Source organism: Mesorhizobium sp. WSM3626, from assembly GCF_000513935.1.
Taxonomy (GTDB): domain Bacteria; phylum Pseudomonadota; class Alphaproteobacteria; order Rhizobiales; family Rhizobiaceae; genus Mesorhizobium; species Mesorhizobium salmacidum.
The window spans coordinates 128,979-151,970 of the sequence record NZ_AZUY01000004.1; the positions used below are offsets into that span (position 1 = coordinate 128,979).

At 63.5% G+C, this 22,992-nt stretch carries 25 protein-coding genes; 14 read left to right on the plus strand and 11 right to left on the minus strand.

Features of this window, described 5'->3' with window-relative positions; all coding sequences use genetic code 11:
- Positions 1–18: 18 nt before the first annotated feature.
- From M653_RS0104945 to M653_RS0104960, 4 genes are all read right to left on the minus strand, one after another.
- On the minus strand, positions 19–204 hold the full coding sequence (locus M653_RS0104945; RefSeq protein ID WP_027142309.1) for a membrane protein: 186 nt from the start codon (positions 202–204) through the stop codon (positions 19–21).
- Between the two features lie 83 nt (positions 205–287).
- Entirely contained in the window at positions 288–1,151 is an 864-nt protein-coding gene (locus tag M653_RS0104950; protein WP_027142310.1) for a S49 family peptidase, read from the minus strand.
- 77 nt (positions 1,152–1,228) lie between these two features.
- Positions 1,229–2,029 (minus strand): methyltransferase, encoded by an 801-nt coding sequence (locus M653_RS0104955; RefSeq protein WP_032935011.1) that lies wholly within the window; start codon positions 2,027–2,029, stop codon positions 1,229–1,231.
- On the minus strand, positions 2,029–2,253 hold the full coding sequence (locus M653_RS0104960; RefSeq protein WP_027142312.1) for a DUF2007 domain-containing protein: 225 nt from the start codon (positions 2,251–2,253) through the stop codon (positions 2,029–2,031). Before M653_RS0104960 ends, M653_RS0104955 begins: the two co-directional genes overlap by 1 nt.
- 189 nt (positions 2,254–2,442) lie before the next feature.
- Here M653_RS0104960 and M653_RS0104965 point away from each other — a divergent pair, with 189 nt between their 5' ends.
- From M653_RS0104965 to M653_RS0104985, 5 genes are all read left to right on the plus strand, one after another.
- Entirely contained in the window at positions 2,443–3,459 is a 1,017-nt protein-coding gene (locus M653_RS0104965; protein WP_027142313.1) for a polyprenyl synthetase family protein, read from the plus strand.
- 108 nt (positions 3,460–3,567) lie between these two features.
- Positions 3,568–4,236, plus strand: a complete 669-nt coding sequence (locus M653_RS0104970; protein ID WP_027142314.1) for a GntR family transcriptional regulator — start codon at positions 3,568–3,570, stop codon at positions 4,234–4,236.
- A gap of 107 nt (positions 4,237–4,343) precedes the next feature.
- On the plus strand, positions 4,344–4,937 hold the full coding sequence (locus M653_RS0104975; protein ID WP_027142315.1) for a biotin transporter BioY: 594 nt from the start codon (positions 4,344–4,346) through the stop codon (positions 4,935–4,937).
- On the plus strand, positions 4,934–5,383 hold the full coding sequence (locus M653_RS0104980) for a DUF1284 domain-containing protein (RefSeq protein WP_027142316.1): 450 nt from the start codon (positions 4,934–4,936) through the stop codon (positions 5,381–5,383). Before M653_RS0104975 ends, M653_RS0104980 begins: the two co-directional genes overlap by 4 nt.
- Positions 5,384–5,526: 143 nt before the next feature.
- A complete protein-coding gene (locus M653_RS0104985; protein ID WP_027142317.1) occupies positions 5,527–7,302 on the plus strand; it encodes a tetratricopeptide repeat protein in 1,776 nt (591 codons plus the stop codon).
- A gap of 100 nt (positions 7,303–7,402) precedes the next feature.
- On the opposite strand, the gene M653_RS0104990 is transcribed toward M653_RS0104985, so the two are convergent.
- Positions 7,403–7,864, minus strand: coding sequence for a GNAT family N-acetyltransferase (locus M653_RS0104990; protein WP_027142318.1), 462 nt, complete (start codon positions 7,862–7,864; stop codon positions 7,403–7,405).
- A 198-nt stretch (positions 7,865–8,062) separates the two neighbouring features.
- Here M653_RS0104990 and M653_RS0104995 point away from each other — a divergent pair, with 198 nt between their 5' ends.
- Positions 8,063–9,007 (plus strand): glycine--tRNA ligase subunit alpha, encoded by a 945-nt coding sequence (locus M653_RS0104995; protein WP_027142319.1) that lies wholly within the window; start codon positions 8,063–8,065, stop codon positions 9,005–9,007.
- A 3-nt stretch (positions 9,008–9,010) separates the two neighbouring features.
- Here the strand turns inward: M653_RS0104995 and M653_RS1000000137205 are convergent, their stop codons facing one another.
- Entirely contained in the window at positions 9,011–9,187 is a 177-nt protein-coding gene (locus M653_RS1000000137205) for a hypothetical protein (RefSeq protein ID WP_198028715.1), read from the minus strand.
- A gap of 194 nt (positions 9,188–9,381) precedes the next feature.
- On the opposite strand from M653_RS1000000137205, the gene glyS reads away from it, so the two are divergent.
- Together glyS and M653_RS0105010 are read left to right on the plus strand one after the other, a co-directional pair.
- Positions 9,382–11,760 (plus strand): glycine--tRNA ligase subunit beta, encoded by a 2,379-nt coding sequence (glyS, locus tag M653_RS0105005; RefSeq protein WP_027142320.1) that lies wholly within the window; start codon positions 9,382–9,384, stop codon positions 11,758–11,760.
- 192 nt (positions 11,761–11,952) lie between these two features.
- A complete protein-coding gene (locus M653_RS0105010) occupies positions 11,953–12,237 on the plus strand; it encodes a hypothetical protein (protein WP_027142321.1) in 285 nt (94 codons plus the stop codon).
- Between the two features lie 78 nt (positions 12,238–12,315).
- On the opposite strand, the gene M653_RS0105015 is transcribed toward M653_RS0105010, so the two are convergent.
- Entirely contained in the window at positions 12,316–12,702 is a 387-nt protein-coding gene (locus M653_RS0105015) for a hypothetical protein (RefSeq protein WP_027142322.1), read from the minus strand.
- 177 nt (positions 12,703–12,879) lie between these two features.
- Positions 12,880–13,326 carry a hypothetical protein gene (locus M653_RS0105025; protein WP_245262062.1) on the minus strand — a complete coding sequence of 149 codons (447 nt, stop codon included), beginning with the start codon at positions 13,324–13,326 and terminating at the stop codon, positions 12,880–12,882.
- 166 nt (positions 13,327–13,492) lie between these two features.
- Here M653_RS0105025 and M653_RS0105030 point away from each other — a divergent pair, with 166 nt between their 5' ends.
- The 3 genes from M653_RS0105030 to M653_RS0105040 all read left to right on the plus strand — a co-directional run bounded on the left by M653_RS0105030 (position 13,493) and on the right by M653_RS0105040 (position 16,664).
- Positions 13,493–14,455, plus strand: coding sequence for an L-threonylcarbamoyladenylate synthase (locus tag M653_RS0105030; protein ID WP_027142324.1), 963 nt, complete (start codon positions 13,493–13,495; stop codon positions 14,453–14,455).
- A 21-nt stretch (positions 14,456–14,476) separates the two neighbouring features.
- Positions 14,477–15,907 (plus strand): FAD-binding oxidoreductase, encoded by a 1,431-nt coding sequence (locus M653_RS0105035; protein WP_027142325.1) that lies wholly within the window; start codon positions 14,477–14,479, stop codon positions 15,905–15,907.
- 190 nt (positions 15,908–16,097) lie between these two features.
- On the plus strand, positions 16,098–16,664 hold the full coding sequence (locus M653_RS0105040) for a DUF6101 family protein (RefSeq protein ID WP_027142326.1): 567 nt from the start codon (positions 16,098–16,100) through the stop codon (positions 16,662–16,664).
- A gap of 47 nt (positions 16,665–16,711) precedes the next feature.
- On the opposite strand, the gene ubiA is transcribed toward M653_RS0105040, so the two are convergent.
- Positions 16,712–17,695: a 4-hydroxybenzoate octaprenyltransferase gene (gene ubiA, locus M653_RS0105045; RefSeq protein ID WP_027142327.1), complete on the minus strand. Its 984-nt coding sequence runs from the start codon at positions 17,693–17,695 to the stop codon at positions 16,712–16,714.
- 68 nt (positions 17,696–17,763) lie between these two features.
- On the minus strand, positions 17,764–18,675 hold the full coding sequence (locus M653_RS0105050) for a LysR family transcriptional regulator (RefSeq protein WP_027142328.1): 912 nt from the start codon (positions 18,673–18,675) through the stop codon (positions 17,764–17,766).
- Between the two features lie 90 nt (positions 18,676–18,765).
- On the opposite strand from M653_RS0105050, the gene M653_RS0105055 reads away from it, so the two are divergent.
- Positions 18,766–19,587: a phytanoyl-CoA dioxygenase family protein gene (locus M653_RS0105055; RefSeq protein ID WP_027142329.1), complete on the plus strand. Its 822-nt coding sequence runs from the start codon at positions 18,766–18,768 to the stop codon at positions 19,585–19,587.
- A gap of 164 nt (positions 19,588–19,751) precedes the next feature.
- Positions 19,752–21,029 (plus strand): phosphoribosylamine--glycine ligase, encoded by a 1,278-nt coding sequence (gene purD / locus M653_RS0105060; RefSeq protein ID WP_027142330.1) that lies wholly within the window; start codon positions 19,752–19,754, stop codon positions 21,027–21,029.
- Between the two features lie 18 nt (positions 21,030–21,047).
- On the opposite strand, the gene M653_RS0105065 is transcribed toward purD, so the two are convergent.
- Positions 21,048–22,160 (minus strand): glycoside hydrolase family 25 protein, encoded by a 1,113-nt coding sequence (locus M653_RS0105065; protein ID WP_032935012.1) that lies wholly within the window; start codon positions 22,158–22,160, stop codon positions 21,048–21,050.
- Between the two features lie 237 nt (positions 22,161–22,397).
- Between M653_RS0105065 and M653_RS1000000134910 the strand changes: the two genes are divergently transcribed.
- Positions 22,398–22,847: a hypothetical protein gene (locus tag M653_RS1000000134910; protein ID WP_156938149.1), complete on the plus strand. Its 450-nt coding sequence runs from the start codon at positions 22,398–22,400 to the stop codon at positions 22,845–22,847.
- The last annotated feature ends 145 nt before the right edge of the window (positions 22,848–22,992 follow it).

Here is a 22,992-nt window from a genome sequence, read left to right on the forward strand (position 1 = left end):
TTGCGAGTGAAATGAGGGTCAGTCCTTGGCCAGCCGGTATTCGCCGGTCTTCGGATCCTTGACCAGCGTTCCCATCGCGCCGTTGGCCGCCTGCTTTTCGGTCCGCCGTACCTTGGCCGTCACGCGCTCAGCCTCGCGCAGGAAGGTGCGGTAGCCGAAATAGGCGGCAATGCCGACGACGGCAAAGAAAATAAGCTGCGGCATGTCAAAACTCCTACCACGCTGGGCCGGTAAGGGCGGCCGGTCGGGTCTTTCGGGCAACCATGCTAGACGCTTTCACGGCTTTTTCAAAGCCCGAAGCGCGCCCACAATGCGCGCTCTTCCGCCGCATCAATGATGCCGCTGGCCGCTGCCGCGGCGATATCGGGCGCTGAAAAGCCCTTGCTCGAGCCGAACAGTCCGAAGCGGCCGAACAGACCGCGCGGCGCCGTTATCAGCTTGAGCTGGGTCTTCGGCCCGAAGCGGGTCTTCAGTACCGTGCGCATGTCGCCGAGCGCATCGACGAGGCCGAGTTCCAAGCCTCTCTTGCCGGTCCAGAACAGTCCGGTGAACAGCTCCGGATCGTCCGCCAGCTTCGTGCCGCGCCGCTCCTTGACCAGATCGATGAAGGTCTCGTGCACTTCGAGCTGCAGCACCTTCAGCCGCTCGACGTCTTCCTTTTTCTCGGGCTTGAACGGATCGAGCACTGCCTTGTTCTGGCCGGCGGTGTGGACACGGCGCTCGATGCCGATCTTCTTCATCAGTTCCGGGAAACCGAACGAGGCCGATACCACGCCGATCGATCCGACGATGGAGGAGGGGTCGGCGAAGACCTCGTCGCCGGCGACAGCGATCATGTAGCCGCCAGACGCCGCGACATCCTCGACGAAGACAAGCACCTTTTTGTTGTTCTCGACCGCAAGGTCACGAATTCGCTTAAAAATCAGCCGCGACTGCACCGGCGAGCCGCCGGGGGAGTTGATCGAGATCGCGACTGCCGGCGCGTCGAAGGAAAACGCCTTTTCGATCAGCCCGGCGGTGGAGGCAAGCGACAGGCTCGGCCGGAACGGACCGCCGCCGGCCATGATGGTGCCGTGCAGCCGGATGACCGGAATGGTGTCGACGGTGGAGCGCCAGGACTTCGGCAGCAGACGGTTGAAAAGACGTTTCACGATGAAGTGGTCTCCGGCGATGGTTGCAGGCATGTAGTGATTTCCCGGCCAACGGCAATGTTCAGGCCGCGAACAGCTCAGTCTCCGAACAGCGAGGCGAGCCCGTTGGTTATCATTTCGCTGCGCTCGTCGGGGCCGTTGCCCGATCGCGCGTGAAGCATCAGGGGCGGACGGATGGCGAGCTTTCCCCGCGCCCCAAGCGCCGCCCGCACGATAATGCGGATCGCCGCCGCGTCCGGGCGAGGGTGCACGGCGAGCATCTCGGCTTCGCCGAAGCGGCCTGAAATCGCGTCGAGAATGGAGCCGAGCTGTTCGGGGCGGGCGATCACGGCAAGCCCGCCGCGCGGCCTGACAACCGCTGCCGCACTGCGGATCCAGTTTTCGAACAGGCCATCCTCCATGACATGGGCCTCTTTTCGCAGGCGGTCCGATGTGGCGCGGTCCCGTGCGGCGTTGAAAGGCGGGTTCATGATGACGAAGTCGAAATCATTGTCGGCAAGGCCGGCGGCGGCCCTGGCCCGGCCCGAAACGGTGACATCGGCGACAAGCACGGCCGCGCGATCGCTGAGATGCGCATTGCCGGGATGGGCAAGCGTGGCCGCCGCGAAGGCCGCCATCTCAGGCGCGCGTTCGACCAGCACAGCCTGGGCGTCCGGACAGCGCGACAGCACTGCCAGACCGGCAGCACCGGCGCCCGCCCCGAAATCGGCGACCCGCCCGCCAAACGAGGATGGCACCGATGCGGCCAGCATCATCGCATCCATCCCGGCGCGATGGCCGCCATGCTTGGGCTGCACGAGCCAGAACCGGCCGCGGTGGAAGGCATCGACCGTGTGGGCCGGCATATCCGTGTCAAGGGTGGCTGGCGCGGCGGACATTATTTCTGGCGGATCTCGTTGGCGATGCCGGCGTCGGTCAGGATGCGTCGCGCTGCGTCGGCCTGGTCGGCGTCGACCATGACGCGCCGCGGCAGGATGCCGAGCGAGCCGTCGAGCACGCTCATATTCTGGTCGGCGACGAAGCAGCCGATGCCGGCGTCGCGCATCAGCGATTCGACAAACGAGATGATGACGGCGTCGTTGGTGCGGATTAGCTCTATCATCGCAAGAAACTCGCAGGTTGCAGCATGCATGTAAACGTGCGGCCGCACTCCCGCGTTTGCCGACGTTGACAGGCTGTCGTCGCCGCCGCGCCAATTCGCCACTTGCCGTGGCCGTGCCCGCCGCCCTAGAGTCCGTGCCGGGACTAAGGGTGCCGTCGCACGCGTTATACCAAGACGGGAGTGATTGTCGTGGGTGTCGTTCTCAACATCGAAAACGGGAAGCGGGAGCCCGCCTCCATCAAGGATTTGATCGATCTGACGGCGGCCGATATGGGGCGCGTCAACAAACTGATCCTGTCCAAGGCCGGCTCCGACGTCGAGATGATTCCCGAAGTCGCCAACCATCTGATCTCGTCCGGCGGCAAGCGGCTCAGGCCAATGCTGACGTTGGCTGCGGCGCAGATGTTCGGCTATGCCGGCGAGGGCCATGTCAAGCTCGCCACTTCGGTCGAGTTCATGCATACGGCCACGCTTCTGCATGACGACGTTGTCGATGAAAGCGGCATGCGGCGCGGCAAGAAGACGGCTCGCATGATCTGGGGCAACCAGGCCAGTGTGCTGGTCGGTGACTTCCTGCTCGGCCAGGCCTTCCGCATGATGGTCGATGTCGGCTCGCTCGAAGCGCTCGACATCCTGTCGAGCGCCGCCTCGATCATCGCCGAGGGCGAGGTCATGCAGCTTGCCGCCGCCAAGAACCTCGAAACCACCGAGGACGAGCACTTCGCCGTCATCAAGGCGAAGACCGCAGCGCTGTTTTCGGCCGCCGCCGAGGTTGGCCCGGTTATCGCCCAGGCGACCCGCAACGATCGCGCTGCGCTGCGCTCCTACGGAATGAATCTCGGTCTTGCCTTCCAGCTCATCGACGATGCGTTGGACTATGGCGGCACCAGCAAGGATCTCGGCAAGAATGTCGGCGACGATTTCCGCGAGGGCAAGGTGACCTTGCCGGTCATCCTCGCCTACCGGCGCGGCAGCAAGGCCGAACGCACCTTCTGGAAGCGTGCCATCGAGGACAATGTGGTCGACGACGCCGGGCTGGAAAAGGCGATCGGCCTGATGACCCGCCATGGCGCCATTGCCGACACGATCGGGCGCGCCAGCCATTTCGGCGAGATCGCCCGCGACGCCTTGGCGCCTCTGGAAGAGACGCCGCAGAAATCGGCGCTGATCGACGTCATCGATTTCTGCATCAGCCGGGTGAACTGAGGCGACCGGCTTTCGCTGGGTTTCCCGGGGCTGCGCCAGTGAAAAGACGCCTGTGAATTCGACCCTGCCGTCTCGACAAGCCGCCTTGCCGCAAATTATCTATAAATCATGGCAAAGGGCACGGACGACACCATAGCGGTGCGCATCGGCAAGGTATTGGCGGATCGCATCATTTCCGGCGCGATCGAGCCGGGGGCGAGGCTGCGGCAGGATCATGTCGCCGAGGAATTCAACACCAGCCATGTTCCCGTGCGCGAGGCTTTCCGCCGCCTCGAGGCGCAGGGGCTCGCCGTCAGCGAGCCGCGCCGTGGCGTGCGCGTGGCGGCCTTCGATCTGGGTGAGGTCAAGGAGGTCGCCGAAATGCGGGCGGCGCTCGAAGTGCTGGCACTGCGCCACGCCGCGCCGCATCTGACCTCGGCCATTCTCGACCAGGCCGAGGAGGCGACCAAGGCCGGCGACAAATCCCGCGATGTCAGGTCGTGGGAGGAGGCCAATCGTGCCTTTCACCGGCTGATCCTTGCGCCATGCGGCATGCCGCGCCTGCTTGCCACCATCGACGACCTGCACGCGGCAAGCGCACGATTCCTGTTCGCGGCATGGCGCTCGGAGTGGGAGACGCGCACCGATCAGGACCACCGGGCGATCCTCAGCGCCTTGCGGCAGGGAAATACCGAATCGGCCGCGGCAACACTGGGACGGCATGTCCAATGGATTGGCCGCAAGCCGGTCAGGACAGCGTCCGGCGCCACGCGCGAAGCCTTCGCGATCGTGGGTTAAGCGCCCTTTTCCCGAGCCTGGGCTTGCTATCACTCCAAAAATGTGGATTCGATAATAGATCGAAGGCATAAATTATCTATAATTTTGGATCGACCGAAGGGAAGCCTATGACCAACCTCGCATTTTCGTCCGCCAGACCGTCCTTCAGCCCGCTGCGCCTCCAGCAGCGATCGCTCGGCTGGCAGGCCGGCGCCGTCGTGCTCGGCACGCTCTTCCTGGCGCTCTCCTCCTACATCGAGGTGCCGATGGTGCCTGTTCCCGTGACCATGCAGACCTTCGCGGTAACGCTGATCGGCGCGCTCTATGGCTGGCGGCTTGGCGCCGTGACGATCGCCGCATGGCTGGTCGAAGGCGCTGTCGGCTTCCCGGTCCTTGCCGGCGGCGCTGCCGGCATACAGCATTTCGTCGGCCCGACGGGCGGCTATCTCTTTGCCTTCCCCATCACCGGCGCGCTGGTAGGCTGGTTGGCCGAACGCGGCTGGAACGGCAACAGGGTTTTGCTTGCCTTCGCCGCCATGCTGCTCGGCAACGTCGCCTGCCTGGCTCTCGGCACGGCCTGGCTTGCCGTCATGATCGGCGCCGAGAAGGCCATCACCTTCGGCTTCGTGCCGTTTATCGTCGGCGGATTGCTGAAGTCGGCGCTTGGCGCCGCGACGCTGATGGCGCTCCCGCGTGGCAAGATGAACTTGCCGAAGCCGTGACGATCAGGCTTCGCGCCCATCATCTCCTTTGCCTGCTCACCTATGTGGGCAAGGGATACAGCCCCGCTTTCACCGCCAATTATGACAGGATCGCGGAGCGCCTGAGCCGGGGCGAGGACATCCTCCTCGTCTCCGGCCCGGACGACATCTGCGCCCCGTTGCTTGGCGAACCGGAACCGCACTGCTTGCGCGACAGCGCGGCCGGGCGGGACCGGCAGGCCGGCGATGACGTGGAAGCGCTGCTGGCTCGGCCGATCCGGGACGGCGTCCGCCTCGATCTCGATGCCGCGACCCTGATGCGGCTGCGGCTGGCGTTTTCGGCCGGCCACGTGCGCAAGGCATGCGGGGGCTGCGAATGGAGCGGGCTGTGCGGCACAGTGGCAAGTGGCGGCTATCGCGATACACGGTTGCAACGGCCCGTTGAGACGCAAAACTGTCCCTTTTAGCCATGGTTTGTTAATCGGGTGACCCGATTGTGAATTTCGGGCGGATTGAAGCGCGACCCCAAAAAGGCCATGCTTTGCCTGGAAAGATCGAGTCTGGGTCGATCCCGCTGACGCGGAGATGGCGCCTGGCTGAAAGGGATATGATGCAGCAAGGACGTGCGCGCTGGCTGACAAGGCTGGCAATTGTGACGGGCATGGCGATCTCGGCTTTGCCGGCCTATGCCAAGCAATCCACCGAACCGGTCAAGATCTCGTCGTTCTCGGGCGCTTATCTGGCTGCCCGGATCGCCGAGGGCGACAACGACCTCGACAGCGCCATAGCGTACTACAAGCAGGCCTTGGCCTTCAATCCGAGCGACACCGCACTGCAGCAGAGCCTGATGCTATCGTTGATCGCGCAAGGCCGCTTCGACGAATCGCTGGTCTATGCCGACAAGCTCAAGGAAGTGCCCGATGTGGAGCGCTTCTCGCGCCTGGCGCTGGCCGTCGATTCCTTCCACAAGAAGGATTTCACCAAGGCGCAGTACTGGCTCAAGCTGTCGCTGGAATCCGACCTCGACCGGCTGATCTCCGGCGTCATGTCCGGCTGGGCCGAACAAGGTGCCGGTCAGGCCGGCGAAGCGATGGCTTCGATCGACAAGCTGCAGGGGCCGGACTGGTTCGGCCTGTTCAAATCCTTCCACCGCGCCCTGATCGCCGATGCGTCTGGTATGCCCGAAAAGGCCGAGGCGATCTACGCGGCGACGATGCAGGATGCCACGGCCGGCGGTGCGGCGCCTGAAACCTGGATGCGCAACGCGCAGGCCTATGCATCGTTCCTGGCCCGCAAGGGTGACAAGGCCAAGGCGATCTCGGTGCTCGACCAGGCCGAGGCGTTCTCGCCGGGCAAGCTGGAAATCGTCGCCTTGCGTGACAGGATCAGCAAGGGCGACAAGATTGCGCCCTTCGTTTCCGGTCCGTCCGACGGTGCTTCCGAAATCCTGCTTGATCTTGCCACCGCGCTCAACCGTGGCGGCGGCGAGCCGTTCGTGCGCCTCTATCTGCAATATGCCCTGGCCCTGAAGCCCGACAGTGACGCGGCCCTCGTGCAGCTCGCCGCCGTCGCCGAACAGCTGAAGGACGGGGAAGGCGCCATCGCGCTCTATCGGCGCATCCCGGACTCTTCGCCGCTGAAGGAGATTTCGGACCTGCAGCTTGGCCTCAATCTTGCCGATCTCGACCGCCATGACGAGGCGATCACGCATCTGAAGGCTTTCGTCGAGGCCCATCCCAATGACATGCGCGCCTATCTGGCGCTCGGCGGAGTCTACTCCTCGAAGGATGATTTCCGCTCCGCCGCAAATCTCTACGACAAGGCCGTCGAGGCGCTGAAGACGCCAACCGCCGCCAACTGGAACATCTTCTATCAGCGCGGTATCGCCTATGAGCGGCTGAAGGAATGGCCGAAGGCCGAGCCGAATTTCCGCAAGGCGCTGGAATTGCAGCCGGATCAGCCGCAGGTGCTGAACTATCTCGGCTATTCCTGGGTCGACATGAACACCAACCTGAAGGAAGGCCTGGAGATGATCCAGAAGGCCGTCGATCTCAGGCCAAGCGACGGCTACATCGTCGATTCCCTGGGTTGGGCCTATTTCCGCCTCGGCCGCTTTGATGACGCCGTGCGCGAGATGGAACGCGCGGTCGCGCTGAAGCCGGAAGATCCGGTTCTGAACGACCATCTCGGCGACGCCTATTGGCGCGTCGGCCGCAAGCTGGAAGCCACCTTCCAGTGGAACCAGGCCCGCGACCTGAAGCCCGATCCCGACGTGCTGGCCACCCTGCAGCAGAAGCTGATGAAGGGCCTGCCGCCGATCGAATCCAACACGGCGCAGGAGACCCCGAAGGTCAAGCCGGAGCCGGTTCCGGCCCCCAAGGGCTGAAAATCGCCTTTTTTGGAATGCGAACGGGGCTCTCAGGGCCCCGTTTTCGTTTTGATATCTGTTCCGCTCAAAAATGCCTGCCGGCGCGCCGGAAACGTCCTCAGAACATCTTGCGATAGACGACGAAGCCCGAGCGTTCGTCGACCGTGTCATAGAGCTTCATTGCCGTGTGATTGGTTTCATGCGTCAGCCAATATACCCGGCCGGAACCGGCCGCCTGGGCGCGCTCGTAGACGCCTTCGATCAGCGCCCGGCCGATGCCTTTGCCGCGCGAGGCCTCGTTGGTGAAAAGGTCCTGCAGATAGCAGTTCGGCGCGATCGCCGTGGTGCTGCGGTGGAACAGGTAATGGACGAGGCCAAGAAGCTGGCCCCCGCTCTCGGCGACCAGCGCATGGACCGGCTCGTAGGCGTCGAAGAAGCGCGACCATGTCATCGCGGTGATGTCGCTTGCCAGCGCCGTCTCGCCCGAACGGCCATAGAACGCATTGTAGCCGTCCCACAGCGGCAGCCATCGGTCGCAATCCTGGCGCGTGACGGGGCGGATGGTGATCGGGTTGGACATGGCTGAACCTGCTGTGCTTGAAGCGGACGCTTTGTTGGATCGCGGACCGTGGCGGCGAGCAATGGGCCAGTCGCACGCAAAGTTTTCAACATCCCCCGGCATGCTCACGACGGCCCGCATCGGACGCGCCTTGCTTGACGCTTCGCCGCCGTGTCTCTAGGACGTGGCCGCAAGCTAGCCTGTGTCGCCGAGGCCACCGTGACGATTGAAATATCAGCCCATATGCATCCCAGCCGCTCCTTCCAGGGGCTGATCCTGACCTTGCACAATTACTGGGCGGCTTATGGCTGCGTTATCCTGCAGCCCTATGACATGGAGGTCGGGGCCGGCACGTTTCATCCCGCAACGACGCTGCGCGCGCTCGGGCCCAGGCGCTGGAACGCCGCTTATGTCCAACCATCGCGACGTCCGAAGGACGGCCGCTACGGCGAGAATCCCAACCGGCTGCAGCACTACTACCAGTACCAGGTGATCCTGAAGCCCAATCCGCCGAACCTGCAGGAGCTTTACCTCGGCTCGCTTGCGGCGATAGGCGTCGACCCGTTGCTGCACGACATCCGCTTCGTCGAGGACGACTGGGAAAGCCCGACGTTGGGCGCCTGGGGCCTTGGCTGGGAATGCTGGTGTGACGGCATGGAAGTGTCGCAGTTCACCTACTTCCAGCAGGTCTGCGGCATCGAATGCGCGCCGGTCGCGGGCGAACTCACCTACGGCCTGGAGCGCCTGGCCATGTATGTGCAGGGCGTCGACAATGTCTACGAACTCAACTTCAACGGCCGCGAGGGCGCCGACAAGGTCACCTATGGCGATGTGTTCCTGCAGGCCGAGCAGGAATATTCGCGCCACAATTTCGAATACGCCAACACGGCGATGCTGCTCAGGCATTTCGAGGACGCCGAGGCCGAGTGCAAGGCGCTGCTCGAGGCCGGCGCGCCGGCCTCAAACGACAATCTGCCGATGCACAAGATGGTCTTCCCGGCCTATGACCAGTGCATCAAGGCGAGCCATGTCTTCAACCTGCTCGACGCGCGTGGCGTGATCTCGGTCACCGAGCGCCAGAGCTACATCCTGCGGGTGCGCAATCTGGCGAAAGCCTGCGGCGAGGCGTTCTTGAAGACGCAAGCCGGTGGTCTGGCGGCCTGAGTCTCAACCGCCGTTGATCATTTCGAGGAAAGCGTTGATCGGCGGCAGGATCTGGCCGCTCGGACCAGCCATCGTCCGCAGCGCCTGCCGCACGCCCGGCATCGAGAAGGCGCCGTGAGCCTGCGCGGCGAAGCAGGCGCTGAGCGCGAGGATCTGAAGAAGTCTGGATGCCGTTTTCATGATCGTTCAGCCAATAGTTCCCTGCCTGAGCGTGGGTCGCTTCAGCACTGCGTTCGGTTCATGGAAATCTTTGATCCAAGGACGGGCGGCATCGGCTCGTCCCGACAAGGTGGCCAAAATTTCTGGAAAGGGTGACAGCGGCCAGCCGAGTTGCTATGCCCCGCGCGGACCATTTTGCCGCGTGAGCCCCAACCATGCCTGACCTGCTTCTAGAACTTCGCTCGGAAGAGATTCCCGCTCGCATGCAGCGCAAGGCGGCGGGTGATCTGAGGAAGATGCTGACCGACGGTCTGGTCGAGGCGCGGCTGACCTACGAGGCGGCGCGTGAGTATTGGACGCCGCGGCGCCTCACCCTCGATATCCGTGGCCTCAACGCACGCTCGAAGGATATTCACGAGGATATCAAGGGGCCGTCGACATCGGCGCCTGAACAGGCGGTCCAGGGTTTTCTGCGCAAGGCCGGGCTGTCTTCGATCGCCGAGGCGCATATCCATTCCGACCCGAAGAAGGGCGACTTCTATGTCGCGCACATTTCGAAGTCGGGCAGGGCGGCCGAAGAGATCATCGCCTGTCTGGTGCCAGATATCATCCGCACTTTCCCCTGGCCGAAGTCGATGCGCTGGGGGCCGGCCTCGGCCAAGCCGGGCTCGCTGCGCTGGGTGCGGCCGCTGCAATCGATCCTGTGCACCTTCGGCCCCGAGACCGAGGAGCCGGTCGTGGTCGACTTCGAGATCGACGGTATCCGCTCGGGCAACATCACCTACGGCCACCGTTTCCATGCGCCCGGCGAAATCGCCGTGCGCCGCTTCGACGATTATGTGAGCAAGCTGGAAGCGGCCAAGGTCGTGCTCGATGCAGACCGGCGCAAGGAGATCATCCTCGCCGACGCCCGCAATCTCGCCTTCGCCAACGGGCTCGACCTTGTCGAGGACGACGGACTGCTTGAAGAAGTATCCGGGCTGGTCGAATGGCCTGTCGTGCTGATGGGCGAGTTCGAAGAGGCTTTCCTGGCCATTCCGGCGGAGGTGATCCGCCTGACCATCCGCGCCAACCAGAAATGCTTTGTGACGCGGCCGCAGGGGGAAGGCGAGGCGCTCTCCAACCGTTTCATTCTCACCGCCAACATCGAAGCCAGTGACGGCGGCAAGGAAATCGCGCACGGCAACGGCAAGGTGGTGCGTGCCCGCCTGTCCGACGCGCTCTATTTCTGGAAGACGGACCAGGGCGATCTGCCTGATCTCGTTGAGCTGGAAGCGTCGGCTGAAAAGTTCGGGCTCGATCTGAAGAAGCCGCTCGACCAGCGCATGGCCCGGCTCGACCATCTCAATGTCACCTTCCATGCCAAGCTCGGTACGCAGGGCGAGCGGGTGGAGCGGATTGCCCGGCTTGCCAGGGAATTGGCGCCGATCGTCGGCGCCGATAGTGCGCTCGCAGGTCGCGCGGCGGTTCTCGCCAAAGCCGATCTCACCACCGAAGTGGTCGGCGAGTTCCCCGAGCTCCAGGGCGCGATGGGTCGAAAATATGCGCTGCTGCAGGGCGAACCGGCATCTGTGGCTGCGGCTATCGAGGAGCATTACAAGCCACAAGGCCCGTCCGATTATGTGCCGGGCGACCCGGTGTCGGTCGCTGTCGCGCTCGCTGACAAGCTGGACACGCTGGTCGGCTTCTGGGCCATCGACGAAAAGCCTACGGGATCGAAGGATCCGTACGCGCTGCGTCGATCGGCGCTAGGCGTGGTGCGGGTCATACTGGAAAACAAGCTCAAGCTTTCACTGGGCATCGCCATCGCGGCGGCGGTCTCGTCGGCACTCGCCGCATACGAACAAAAAGGCGAAGGCACTGTGAGCCGCGGCGTCGTCGCCATGCTCGATTCGCGCATTCGCGACTACAAGGGCGCAAGCCGATTGTTGTTGGAAGCAGGCCTGATTTCCAACCTGTTGAAAGGCGGGCTGGCCAAGGCAAGTTCAGAAAGCTTTGGCTCCGCTGACCAGGAGCGAGAGTTCTTTGACGGCCAGCGTCTGATGGAGCTTGAGGCATCGCTGTCGCCGCTGATTGCCGACCTCCTGTCTTTCTTCCACGATCGTCTCAAAGTCTATCTTCGCGACCAGGGCGCGCGGCACGATCTCATCGATGCCGTCATCACGCCGCAGTCCGACGACCTCCTGCAGATCGTGCGCCGCGTCGAGGCGCTTGGCTCTTTCCTTGATACCGAGGACGGCAAGAATTTGCTCGCCGGCACCAAGCGTGCCGCCAACATTCTGGCCGCCGAAGAGAAGAAGAAAACGGCGGTCGCCGAAACCGTTGAGCCGGCGTTGTTCCGGCAGGATGCCGAGAAGTCGCTGTTTGCGGCGGTGAATCAGGCCGAGAAGCAAGCCGGCGAAGCGATTCAAAACCAAGACTTTTCCGCTGCCATGCTGGCGCTTAGCGTGTTGCGTGAACCCGTTGATTCATTCTTTGAGCATGTTCTCGTGAATGATGAGGACTTGTCGGTACGTGCCAACCGTCTTGCGCTGCTCGCCCGTATTCGGACCGCTACCGGCCAGGTCGCGGATTTCTCGAAAATCGCCGGCTGAGAAACATGATCCCGAAAAGTGGGCACCGGTTTTCGGACAAGATCATGCAGGGAAAACATCATGCAGGGATAAACCGGGCTGTAGGCCCACGAAAAATATCTTCCAGCCGGTCGTTCGAGCCGGCTTACAGTCATATGACGATGATCTCTCCGTGGCAAAAGGGACATGTTCCCCAACCCAACGGAGGCTTCCATGAATTCCGATCACGAAATCGAAGTGACAGAAGAAACCTCGGCCCCCGCCGAGGCGCTTGAATCCGCTTCCGAAACCGCCCTCGATCATGCCGCCGCCGCCACGGTCGAAGCCGCGGATCTGTCTGATGAAGACGAGGATGGCGATGATGAAGACGGCGAAGAGTCTGACGAAGACGACGCCGATGACGCCGTGAAGGCCGAAGGCGACGACGCCGAGGGCGAAGAAGAATCCGAAGACGGCGAGTCCGACGAAGAAGACGACGACAAGGAAGAAGCGGCCTGATTTCAGGTGACAGGTTTTCTCGAGGAAAGGGCGGTGCTTTGGCGCCGCCCTTTTTGTTGTCTTTTCAAACTGATTTGATCAGTTCTCCAGAATGCTGACGCGCACGCTGTTTTCATAGACGTCGACCTGGATCAGCGGCTCGCCATTGACGATGGCGCGTTTGGTCGAGGAACTCATCGCGCCGGGGCGCTCCAGCATGCGCTGCAGGTCGGCGCGCTGGTCGTTGGTCCTGAACCAGCCGTCGCCCTCGTCGTCGCTGTCGCGGCGATGGAATTTGTGCCAGTTGGCGCGGTCCTGCCGCACCATCTGCGCGGCGCCGTCCAGCGCATAGCCGTCGCTCGCCTGGTGATCGCGATCGGAAATGCGCGCGACATAGGACCCCAGCATGTCGTCCGCATGGGCCGCGCCGCCAAGCAATGACGCCAGCAGAAGCCCTGCCACTGTAACGGTCTTCGATTTTTTCATGAGCAACCCCCTTGCCTTGAACAATGCAATCCCGTCTGCCGAAGCCGCTTGGCGAAATTCAGGCCGCGGCGCCGACCGGCGAGATACGCCGGACGAAATTTGCCTGACAATGGTGCGCAGCGCGCCAAACCGCCGTCAAGCAGCCGAGCATTTTGACTGCCCGGTTTGGCGAGGTCGCTATTTGACCTTGCCGGCTCCCGAAGCGGGCTGTCGGGCTGCCGGCCGCGGTGCGGCTGCCGCCGGTGCCGCTGCTTTCCCTTGCACTGCAGGCGCGGGGGCGGCCGAGGCGGTCGCCGTGGCGGGGGCGGTTGCCGCTGCCGGGGTTTTGGCCTGCACCGGTGTCGAGAAGGCGCCGCCGACGACCCCGCCGCGAATGATCATCGGGCTCAGCGGGAAGGCGTGCCTTGCCCCGGCCTTGTCCGGGATTGCCGCCACCTTTTCATCGGTGACGTCAGGCTCGCCAAGCGCAACGACGGACACCACGTCGCTCGCCTTGCCGTCGGTCGCCTTCAGCGCAAGGATGGAGGGCGTCGAGGCAGGCGCGCTGGGAAAGATCAGCGACGAGGCCTGAGCCCCGCCAGCCGTAGCTGCCAGACTGATAGCAAGCGTTCCCCAAATGCGCATCGACACTGACATAGCTCCCCATTGCCCAGAAGCCGCACGATAGTGCCCTGCGATTGATACCGGCTTTCATGGAAACATAGCATTTTAGGAATTGATGAATTGCCAATGCCCGCTTGCCCCGGCGACGCTGTCGTACTACGCAGCCGGCATCCGCGAGGTGACGAGAGTGGCTGAAATACTTGCCGTCGGCGAAGCGATGGAACCGGCGTTGGCGCTGCTTGAGGGCGGCGATGTCGTCGCCATTCCGACCGAGACCGTCTATGGACTGGCCGGCGACGCCACCAACGGCATTGGCGTGGCGCGCATTTTCGAGGCTAAGGGACGGCCGCGTTTCAATCCGCTGATCGCCCATGTCGCCGACATGGCGATGGCCGAGCGCATTGCTTCGTTCGATCCGCTGTCGAAGAAGCTCGCGCATGCCTTCTGGCCGGGTCCGCTGACGCTGGTGCTGCCGCAGCGCCCCGGCAACGGCATTCATCCGCTGGTCACCGCCGGGCTCGACACGATCGCCTTGCGCATGCCGAGGGGTTTTGGCGGTGACCTGATCGCCAGCCTTGGCCGACCGCTTGCGGCACCCAGCGCCAATTCATCCGGCAAGATCAGCGCGACGACAGCGCAAGCGGTGGCCGCGGATTTAGGCGCGCGCATCAAGCTGGTGGTCGATGGCGGCGCAACACCGGTCGGGCTGGAATCGACCATCGTCAAGGCCGAAGGCGAAAGGTTGCGCCTGCTTCGGCCCGGTGGCATTGCCGCGGGGGAGATCGAGGCGGCCATCGGCATGGACCTGCTGCGCGGCGGCGCTGCCGGTGTCGAAGCGCCGGGCATGCTGGCCTCGCACTACGCGCCGGGTGCCGCGGTGCGGCTCAATGCGCGGGCGATCGGCGAGGGCGAAGCGCTGCTCGGCTTTGGCGACCAAAGAGCGGAAGGCTGGCGCGGCGCAACCGCTTTCCTCAACCTGTCGGTTTCAGGCGACCTGCGTGAAGCGGCAAGCAATCTCTTCGCCTACATGCAGGATCTCGACCGCAGCGGGGCGCGGACCATCGCCGTCGAGCCGATTCCCTTTGACGGGCTCGGCGAGGCGATCAACGACCGGCTCTCCCGCGCCGCCGCTCCTCGTGACAATGCATAGTCCTCAACGTAGTTTTCCCACATGACCGAAACCGCAAAGACACTCGATCCCGCTCTCATCGATCGTTTCGCGGCGATCGTCGGCGACAAATATGCGCTGCGCGACCAGCAGGACATCGCACCTTATCTGATCGAGCGACGCGGCCTCTGGCATGGCGCGACGTCCCTGGTGCTGCGGCCGGGCAGCGTCGACGAGGTCAGCCGGATCATGCGGCTGGCGACAGAGATCGGAACGCCAATCGTGCCGCAAAGCGGCAACACCGGGCTGGTCGGTGCGCAGGTGCCGGACAAATCCGGCCATGAAATCGTCCTGTCGCTGTCGCGGCTGAACCGCATCCGCGAGATCGATGTCCTGTCGAACACGGTCACGGTCGAGGCCGGTGTCATCCTGCAGACCTTGCAGGAAGCGGCCGACGCCGCCGACCGGCTGTTCCCGCTCTCGCTCGCCGCGCAAGGCTCCTGCCAGATCGGCGGCAATCTGTCGTCCAATGCCGGCGGCACCGGCGTGCTTGCCTATGGCAATGCGCGCGAGCTGTGTCTCGGCGTCGAGGTGGTGCTGCCGACCGGCGAGGTGTTCGACGATTTGCGCAAGCTGAAGAAGGACAATACCGGTTACGACCTGAAGAACCTGTTCGTCGGCGCCGAAGGCACGCTCGGTATCATCACCGCCGCCGTGCTCAAACTGTTTCCGAAGCCGAAGGGGCGCGACGTCGCCTTCGTCGGCCTGTCGTCGCCCGAGGCCGCTCTTTCCCTGTTCAGCCTGGCCATGGACCGCGCCGGGGCAGCGCTCACCGCCTTCGAACTGATCGGCAAGCGGCCATACGATTTCACGCTGGCGCATGCCCCGGGCGTGACGCGGCCGCTGATGGAGGATTGGCCCTGGTATGTGCTGATGCAGATTTCGTCCGGCCGCTCATCGGAGGATTCTCGGGCGCTGATCGAGGACGTGCTTTCCGCGGGCCTCGAGCAGGAATTCGTCGGCGACGTGGTCATCGCCGCCAGCCTCGGGCAGGGCGACGCCTTCTGGGATTTCCGCGAGCTGTTGCCCGAGGCGCAGAAGCCGGAAGGCGCTTCGATCAAGCACGACATTTCAGTGCCGATCGCATCGATACCGCGCTTCATCGCGGAGGCCGCTGGCGCGGTGGCCTCGGTCAGTGCTGGCGCCAGGGTGGTCTGTTTCGGCCATATGGGAGACGGCAACCTACACTATAACATCTCGCGGCCCGTCGACGGCGACGACGAAGCGTTTCTGGCGCTCTACCATGCCATGAACAAGGCCGTGCATGACGTGGTGCGCAGCCTGCATGGTTCGATCTCGGCAGAGCATGGCATCGGCCAGTTGAAGCGCGACGAACTGATCGCCACCGCGCCGCCGATGGCCATCGATCTCATGCGCCGGGTAAAGGCTGCCTTCGATCCGGCCGGCATCATGAATCCTGGTAAGGTTATCTGATCCTTTCAACATCTTGTGGCTGGTGGCATTCCGATAACCATCCCTGAGATCAGCAAAATTTAACCGACTTTCTTAAGCGCGGCGGTAAGGAGCCGGCGCTACTGTTTCCCCATAACGAGGCCGGGAAAACTGGCCCGGAGAGAACCGGACATCGGCTCTCAGGAGACAGACAGGAAGGCGCTCTATGAACGTGAACACTGGACTGAAGCCAGTCTGGGCGGGACGCAACATGCGTCTCGACCCATTCCGCCTGCCGCAGGTGGTGAGCTACGCGACACGCGACGATTATGGCGACGTGACCTTCACCATCGACCAGCGTGGCGCCGTGATCCGCCGCCTGCTCGAGATGAGCGGCCTGCCGGCGATCATTGTGCTGCCCGCCAATGCATTTCGCGGTGTCGCCGCTCGTGCGATGGAGGATCCGGAAGGCAATGTCACGGTGACCCTGGAACTCCTCCACAACGATCCGATGTTGTCGGTGCCGCTGCTGGTGGCCGACGATCTCGAAGACGTCGCCGCCGACTGGCGCGCCTGGGCCGATGCCTACCGCCTGCCGATGCTGCTGATCGAATCCGACGGCGTCGCCCGCACCCTGGAAGAATCGCTCGGCGCCGCCATCAAGACATTGCCGCCGCAGGACCGCCGCAAGGGCCGTATCTCGACCATGCGCCGCCCGCGCTTCCTTGCCCGCCGCAGGGCTGGTGACCTCGGCCTCAGGCTGGTCATCGACGGCCAGGAGATCATTGCGCGGGAGTGAGACTTGGCTCCCCTTCTTCCCGTAACGGGGAGGAGGGGAAAAAGCCGCTACACCAGCGGCTTCAGCGCCACCCATAGCGCGCCGCCGATCAGGCCGAGGAAGATCAGCCAGCCGACCTGGTTGTTCGACCGGAACAGCCGCAGGCATTGATCCGGATCGTCGATATCCAGCACCGCGATCTGCCGGGCCATATGGGCACCGGCCGCTATCAAGCCAGCCAGCGCCACCACCGGGGCCTGCGCCGAGGCGAAGGCGATGGCGAAGCAGATCAGCGTACCGCCATAAAGCCCAGCGAGCCACGCTTTGGTGTTGTCGCCGAACAGCCGCGCCGTCGAACGCACGCCGACAATGGCGTCGTCTTCCTTGTCCTGGTGCGCATAGATCGTGTCGTAGCCGATCACCCACAGGATCGAACCGATATAGAGCATGATGGCGGGACCATCGAGATCACCGAACTCGACCGCCCATCCCATCAGCGCGCCCCAGGAAAAGGCAAAACCGAGAAACAGTTGCGGCCAGTTGGTTATCCGCTTCATGAATGGGTAGACGGCCACGATCGCCAGCGAGCAGACGCCGAGCAGGATGGCGAAGCTGTTGAACTGCAGGAGCACCGCCAGGCCGACCAGGGCTTGTAGGACAAGAAACAGCCAGGCCCGCCGGCGCGTGGTCTGGCCGGATGGCAGCGGGCGTGAGCGGGTGCGTTCGACCTGGTTGTCGATGTCCTCGTCGACAATGTCGTTATAGGTGCAGCCGGCGCCACGCATGGCAATGGCGCCAATCAGGAACAGCACGAGATAGAGTGGCGCCGGCAGCAGCGAAAGCAGCGGGTCGCCAGGCCGGGGATAGGCGCTCGCCGCCAGTGCGGCCGACCACCAGCATGGCCACAAAAGCAACTGCCAGCCGATCGGCCTGTCCCACCGTGCAAGCTGTGCATAGGGCCAGATCGCGCGCGGCAGCACGCGATAGACCCAATGGCGGTTCGGCGCATCGGAGACGCGGCCCTGGGACGCTTTCGACTGGACAGGTTCCATTGGCATGGAGTGGCAGCAGCGGCGGAAACCGTCAAGCGGCAAGCAGGGCAGGAGCGTCCGTCCACCCGTCAGGAGGTGAAGATGTCGCGTGTGGAAAACCAGACTTTCGCCACCTCGATGAAAGCCAGCGCCACATTCGACACGCGCTGATGCGTATCGTGGGTGAGGATGATGCGCTGCATGGGCAGCGGATCCGATAGCGGTTTGCAGACGAGGCGCAAGCCGTCATAGCTGTGGTCGCCATGCGGGCGGGTATAGCTGACCGCGACGCCGAAGCCGTTCGCCACCATGCTGCGCTGGAGTTCGAACGAGCTTGTGCGCATGTCGGCGACGGGTGACAGGCCACGGCTGCGGAACAGGTCAAGCATATGCTGCCAGCTATGCGGCTGGTCGGTCGTGATCAGCGGGTAGGCGGCCAGATCCGCCAGGCTGACCTCGGGGCGGTCCGCCAGCGCGTGGCCCGCCGGCAACAGCGCATGCGGCCGCAGCTCGTGCAGCAGGATGCGGGCGAAATGCGACGGCAGGCCGAGATCGTAGCTGAGGCCGAGATCGACGGCGGCGTCCGCCAGGCGTCGCCCGAGCGTCTCGAACGTCTCGTCGCGGACGATGACGGCGACCGCTGGATGGCGTTCGGAGAAGGCGCGGATGAGGCCCGGCGCGAAATAGGGCGCCAGATCCTCGAAGCAGCCGAGCACCAGCTCGCCGCCGATCGCCGAGTTGACCTTCCCCAAGCCCAGGAGTTCGTCTGTCTCGGCAAGAACCTGCTTTGCCTTTGCCACGGCAACACGACCGAAGGAGGTCAGCGAGACACCGCTTCCACGCTGGCGCACGAACAGTTTCTGGCCGAAATCCTTTTCGATGGCGTCGATCGCCACCGAAATAGACGGTTGCGAAATGTTGAGCGCCCGGGCTGCGCCCGTGACGCTGCCATGGCGGGCGACGGCGACGAGATAGCGTAGCTGGGTGAGCGTCAGACTCATAGTTCAAACCTATGTGTCGGATGAGAAGTTATTATTTTACTGAATGAGCGGCCGTTGCGATAGTCGCCTCGATACTGAAAGGAGGACAACATGGCTTTCCAAACCGCTCCACGGGCAATGGACACCGAAATCATAGATGCGCGGACAATCGCCGACTACCAGCGCGACGGCGCGGTCTGTGTCCGCGGCGCCTTCAAGGGCTGGGTCGACACGATCGCCGCCGGCATCGAGCGCAACATGCAGAACCGCAGCGCCACGGCGTCCGACATCGCCAATGGCCGCGGCAGCTTTTTCGACGATTATTGCAATTGGGAGCGCATCCCCGAATTCGTCAAGGTGGTGCGCGAATCGCCCGCGGCGCGACTGGCAGCCGCGGTGATGCGGTCGCGCACCGCGCAGTTCTTCCACGACCATGTTCTGGTCAAGGAACCTGGCACGCAGAAGCCGACGCCGTGGCACCAGGACATTCCCTATTATTTCGTCGACGGCCAGCAGACGGTGAGCTTCTGGATCCCAATCGATCCGGTGAGGGAGGCGACGCTGCGCCTGATCGCCGGCTCGCACAAATGGGACAAGATGATCCTGCCGGTACGCTGGCTGGACGACGGCAATTTCTACGGCGCCGAGGGTGATTATCGTCCTGTGCCCGATCCCGACAACGATCCATCGATGAAAGTTATCGAGTGGGAGATGGAGCCGGGCGACGCCATCCTGTTCGACTTCAGGACGGCGCACGGCGCGCGCGGCAATATGACCTCGGCACGGCGCCGGGCGCTGTCGCTGCGCTGGGTCGGCGACGATGCCCATTATGTCGAGCGGCCGGGCCGCACCTCGCCGCCCTATCACGGTCATGGCATGCAGCCGGGGCAGAAGCTGCGCGAGGACTGGTTCCCGGTGGTCCATCAGGGCTGAACGAGAGCCAGAATAGGGGGCGCTGGTGGCCTGCGCCCCCTATTCGGCAGGCATAACGTTCCCGTGCGCAATTCAGATCAATCCACCCTGATGCCTTGACCCGTGGCCCAGAGAGCAATAGCGGGTTGTTCTCTCTATGAGATAGTCGGCATCATGAGGTGGCCATGAACGTTCTTCTTCTCGGCTCCGGCGGCCGCGAACATGCGCTGGCCTGGAAGATCGCCGCTTCGCCGCTGCTGACCAAGCTCTACGCGGCGCCCGGCAATCCGGGCATCGGCGCCGAGGCCGAACTGGTGAAGCTCGATATCGCCGATCATGCCGCCGTGGCGGCCTTCTGCGGCGAGAAAAAAATCGATCTCGTCGTGGTCGGTCCGGAAGGGCCGCTGGTCGCCGGCATCGCGGATGATCTGCGCGCCGAAAACATCCGCGTCTTCGGGCCTTCGAAGGCCGCCGCGCGGTTGGAAGGCTCGAAGGGTTTCACCAAGGATCTCTGCGCCCGCTACAACATCCCGACCGCCGCTTATGGCCGGTTCGGCGACCTGGCCTCCGCCAAGGCCTATGTCGAGAAGATGGGTGCGCCGATCGTCATCAAGGCCGACGGGCTCGCAGCCGGCAAGGGTGTCACCGTCGCCATGACGATGGATGAAGCGCAGGCGGCACTCGCTTCCTGCTTCGACGGGTCGTTCGGCGCCGCAGGCGCGGAGGTGGTGATCGAGGAATTCATGACCGGCGAGGAGGCGAGTTTCTTCTGCCTCTGCGACGGTACAACGGCGCTTCCCTTCGGCACCGCACAGGACCACAAGCGCGTCGGCGACGGCGATGTCGGCCCCAACACCGGCGGCATGGGCGCCTATTCGCCGGCCCCGGTGATGACGCCTGACATGATCGAGCGCACCATGCGCGAGATCATCGACCCGACCATGCGCGGCATGGCCGATCTCGGCGCGCCTTTCGCCGGCATTCTGTTCGCCGGGCTGATGATCACGGAAAACGGGCCGAAGCTGATCGAATACAACACCCGCTTCGGCGATCCTGAATGCCAGGTGTTGATGATGCGGCTGAAGGACGATCTTCTGGTGCTGCTCAATGCCGCCGTCGACGGCCAGCTTGCGCATACCTCCGTGCGCTGGCGCGACGAGGCGGCGCTGACCGTTGTAATGGCGGCGAGGGGCTATCCCGGCACGCCGGAGAAAGGCTCCGTCATCCGCGGCGTCGAGGACGCCGCGGGCGAAGGCGTCCAGATTTTCCATGCCGGTACAGCCATCAATGGCGGCGCGCTGGTTGCCAATGGCGGCCGTGTGCTCAACGTCACGGCGACCGGCGCCACGGTCGGGGAGGCGCAGGCGCGGGCCTATACCGCGCTCGACCGGATCGACTGGCCTGACGGGTTCTGTCGCCGCGACATCGGCTGGCAGGCCGTGGCGCGCGAGCAGGCAGGCTGAACTCCGACCGGGTGGCGGCTACCGCTGGCCGCGGTCGAGGGTTGTCGAAGCGGTGCTGACCGGGTCGGCGGCCGCTGCGAAGGCGGCGTCGAGTTGCTCGGGTGAACGCTGCCCGGCCCGCTTCCAGGCGACATATTGGACAATACCGAAGCCCGGCCGTCGCGGCACCGTCTTCACGACAGGCATGCGGAATCCGTCGCGGAATTTCGACCAGCGCGAACCGAGCACGGCGGCCATTTCCTCGAATGTCGGCGGCGTCGCCACATCGGCATAGATGATGGTCGCTTTACCGGCCAGGGCAGCTTCCCGCGAGAGCGGCACCGGCACGCTGGCAAGATAATCGGGAGGCACGTCGATCAGGCCGCCGAAAGGCCATTGCTGACGCAGCGTGACGGCATTAGTGGGCGCCACGTTGACGTCGATGTTGTCGGGCGTGCCGGCAACCCTGTAGGGGCAACGGAAGCGCCCGCAATTGGCCTGCGCCGAAAACTGCCAGAGCGCGTAGCCCTGCCAATTACCCATCGGAAAATGCACGTCGATGTCGGGCTTGTAGCGCGCGTACCACAGAGGCAGCCGCGACAGGAGCCGGTATTTGTAGCGGTTGTCGGCGATATATTGGGCGGTCTTGCCATTGGTGTAGAGCACCGGGAAGCGGCCGACGCGCCGATGCACCTGGCGCGCGAACTCCTCGGCGTCATCGAGCGACATCCATTGCGAGGGATCGTTGCCCTCGATGTCGAGAGCCATGAGATCATCCGGCGCGGGGTCGGCGAAATCGAGGAAATTGTTGGCCTGCTCGACCGGATTGCCGGGACGGGCGAGATGATAGGCGCCCCATTTCATGCCGAGCGCCTTGGCCACGACCCTGCGTGTCTGGAACAATTCGCGCGTCACCGCGTGGCGTTTCCACAGCGCCTTGCACAGCTTCACGTCGGTGTCGCTGCCGAAACAGAAGTAGGGCGGCGGCATGCCGTCGGACGCCTTGTTGATGAAAGCGACGATGCGCTTGTCGGTGGCAAGCCGGGCCCAGTCGATGGAATTGTATTCGTAGGCATCGACCACCAGGGCACGGTCGGCACTCTTCCACGGCTCGGAAAAATCCGAAGCCTTTGCCGCCATCGACAGCGCCATTGTCGCCGCAAGAGCGAGAGGCGCTGTGCGGCGAAGGAAACACGCCGTCCTTTTCAAACAGGGAATCCCCGTTGATCAAAGGCAAATCCTGGACCGCTATGGTTAAGGAAATGCTTCTCGGGAGATTGGTGTCCGGCTGGAGGGTGAAGCGCGGCTATTCTCGGCCAATGGTGGTTCGGCAATTACCAGCTAGTATGAGCAGCATAGTCGAATTGATGGATGGAGGAGGCAGCACCATTGAGCAATGACAAGCAAATGACAGGTAACGTTGGCGTTTTTCATGCGGCCCGTGAGTTGTCGAGGTCCGGTTGGAACGTTATGCTCACGGTCCGCAACGCCAAAGGAGCTGACTTGTTTGCTATCTCGGCAGACGAGAGCGTCATGCATCCGATTCAGGTCAAGGCTCACGCAAAAAAACCACAGGATACACATTTAGGCCTTGAGCCGGAGAGCTATATTACACCGTGGTGGGTCTTTATAGCGTTTGCGCTTAGCCCAGAACCGGTGTGCTACGTGATTTCGTTAGCAGAGATTCGCGATCGCATGGGACGCGATCCGGGTATCCGATCAGGGAAACCTGAACACCAGCGGCTCTTCTGGCTGCACCGTCGCTATTATACCCCCGGATCAGATTACGAGATGGTCGAGGCGCGCAATGCTTGGCATCGTCTCGGACAGCCTCGGTAAGTTTGAAGCCTTGCCGGCCAACGCAGTCGCAATGCAAAATCCGCGTGACAAATTTTGACGTTTACGTAAAAAGAAAATGGAGGCCGCCCAAAGGCGGATGGTTTTGCGGCGGCACTGGCTCTAGGGTCGGCGAGGCCGGTGCATC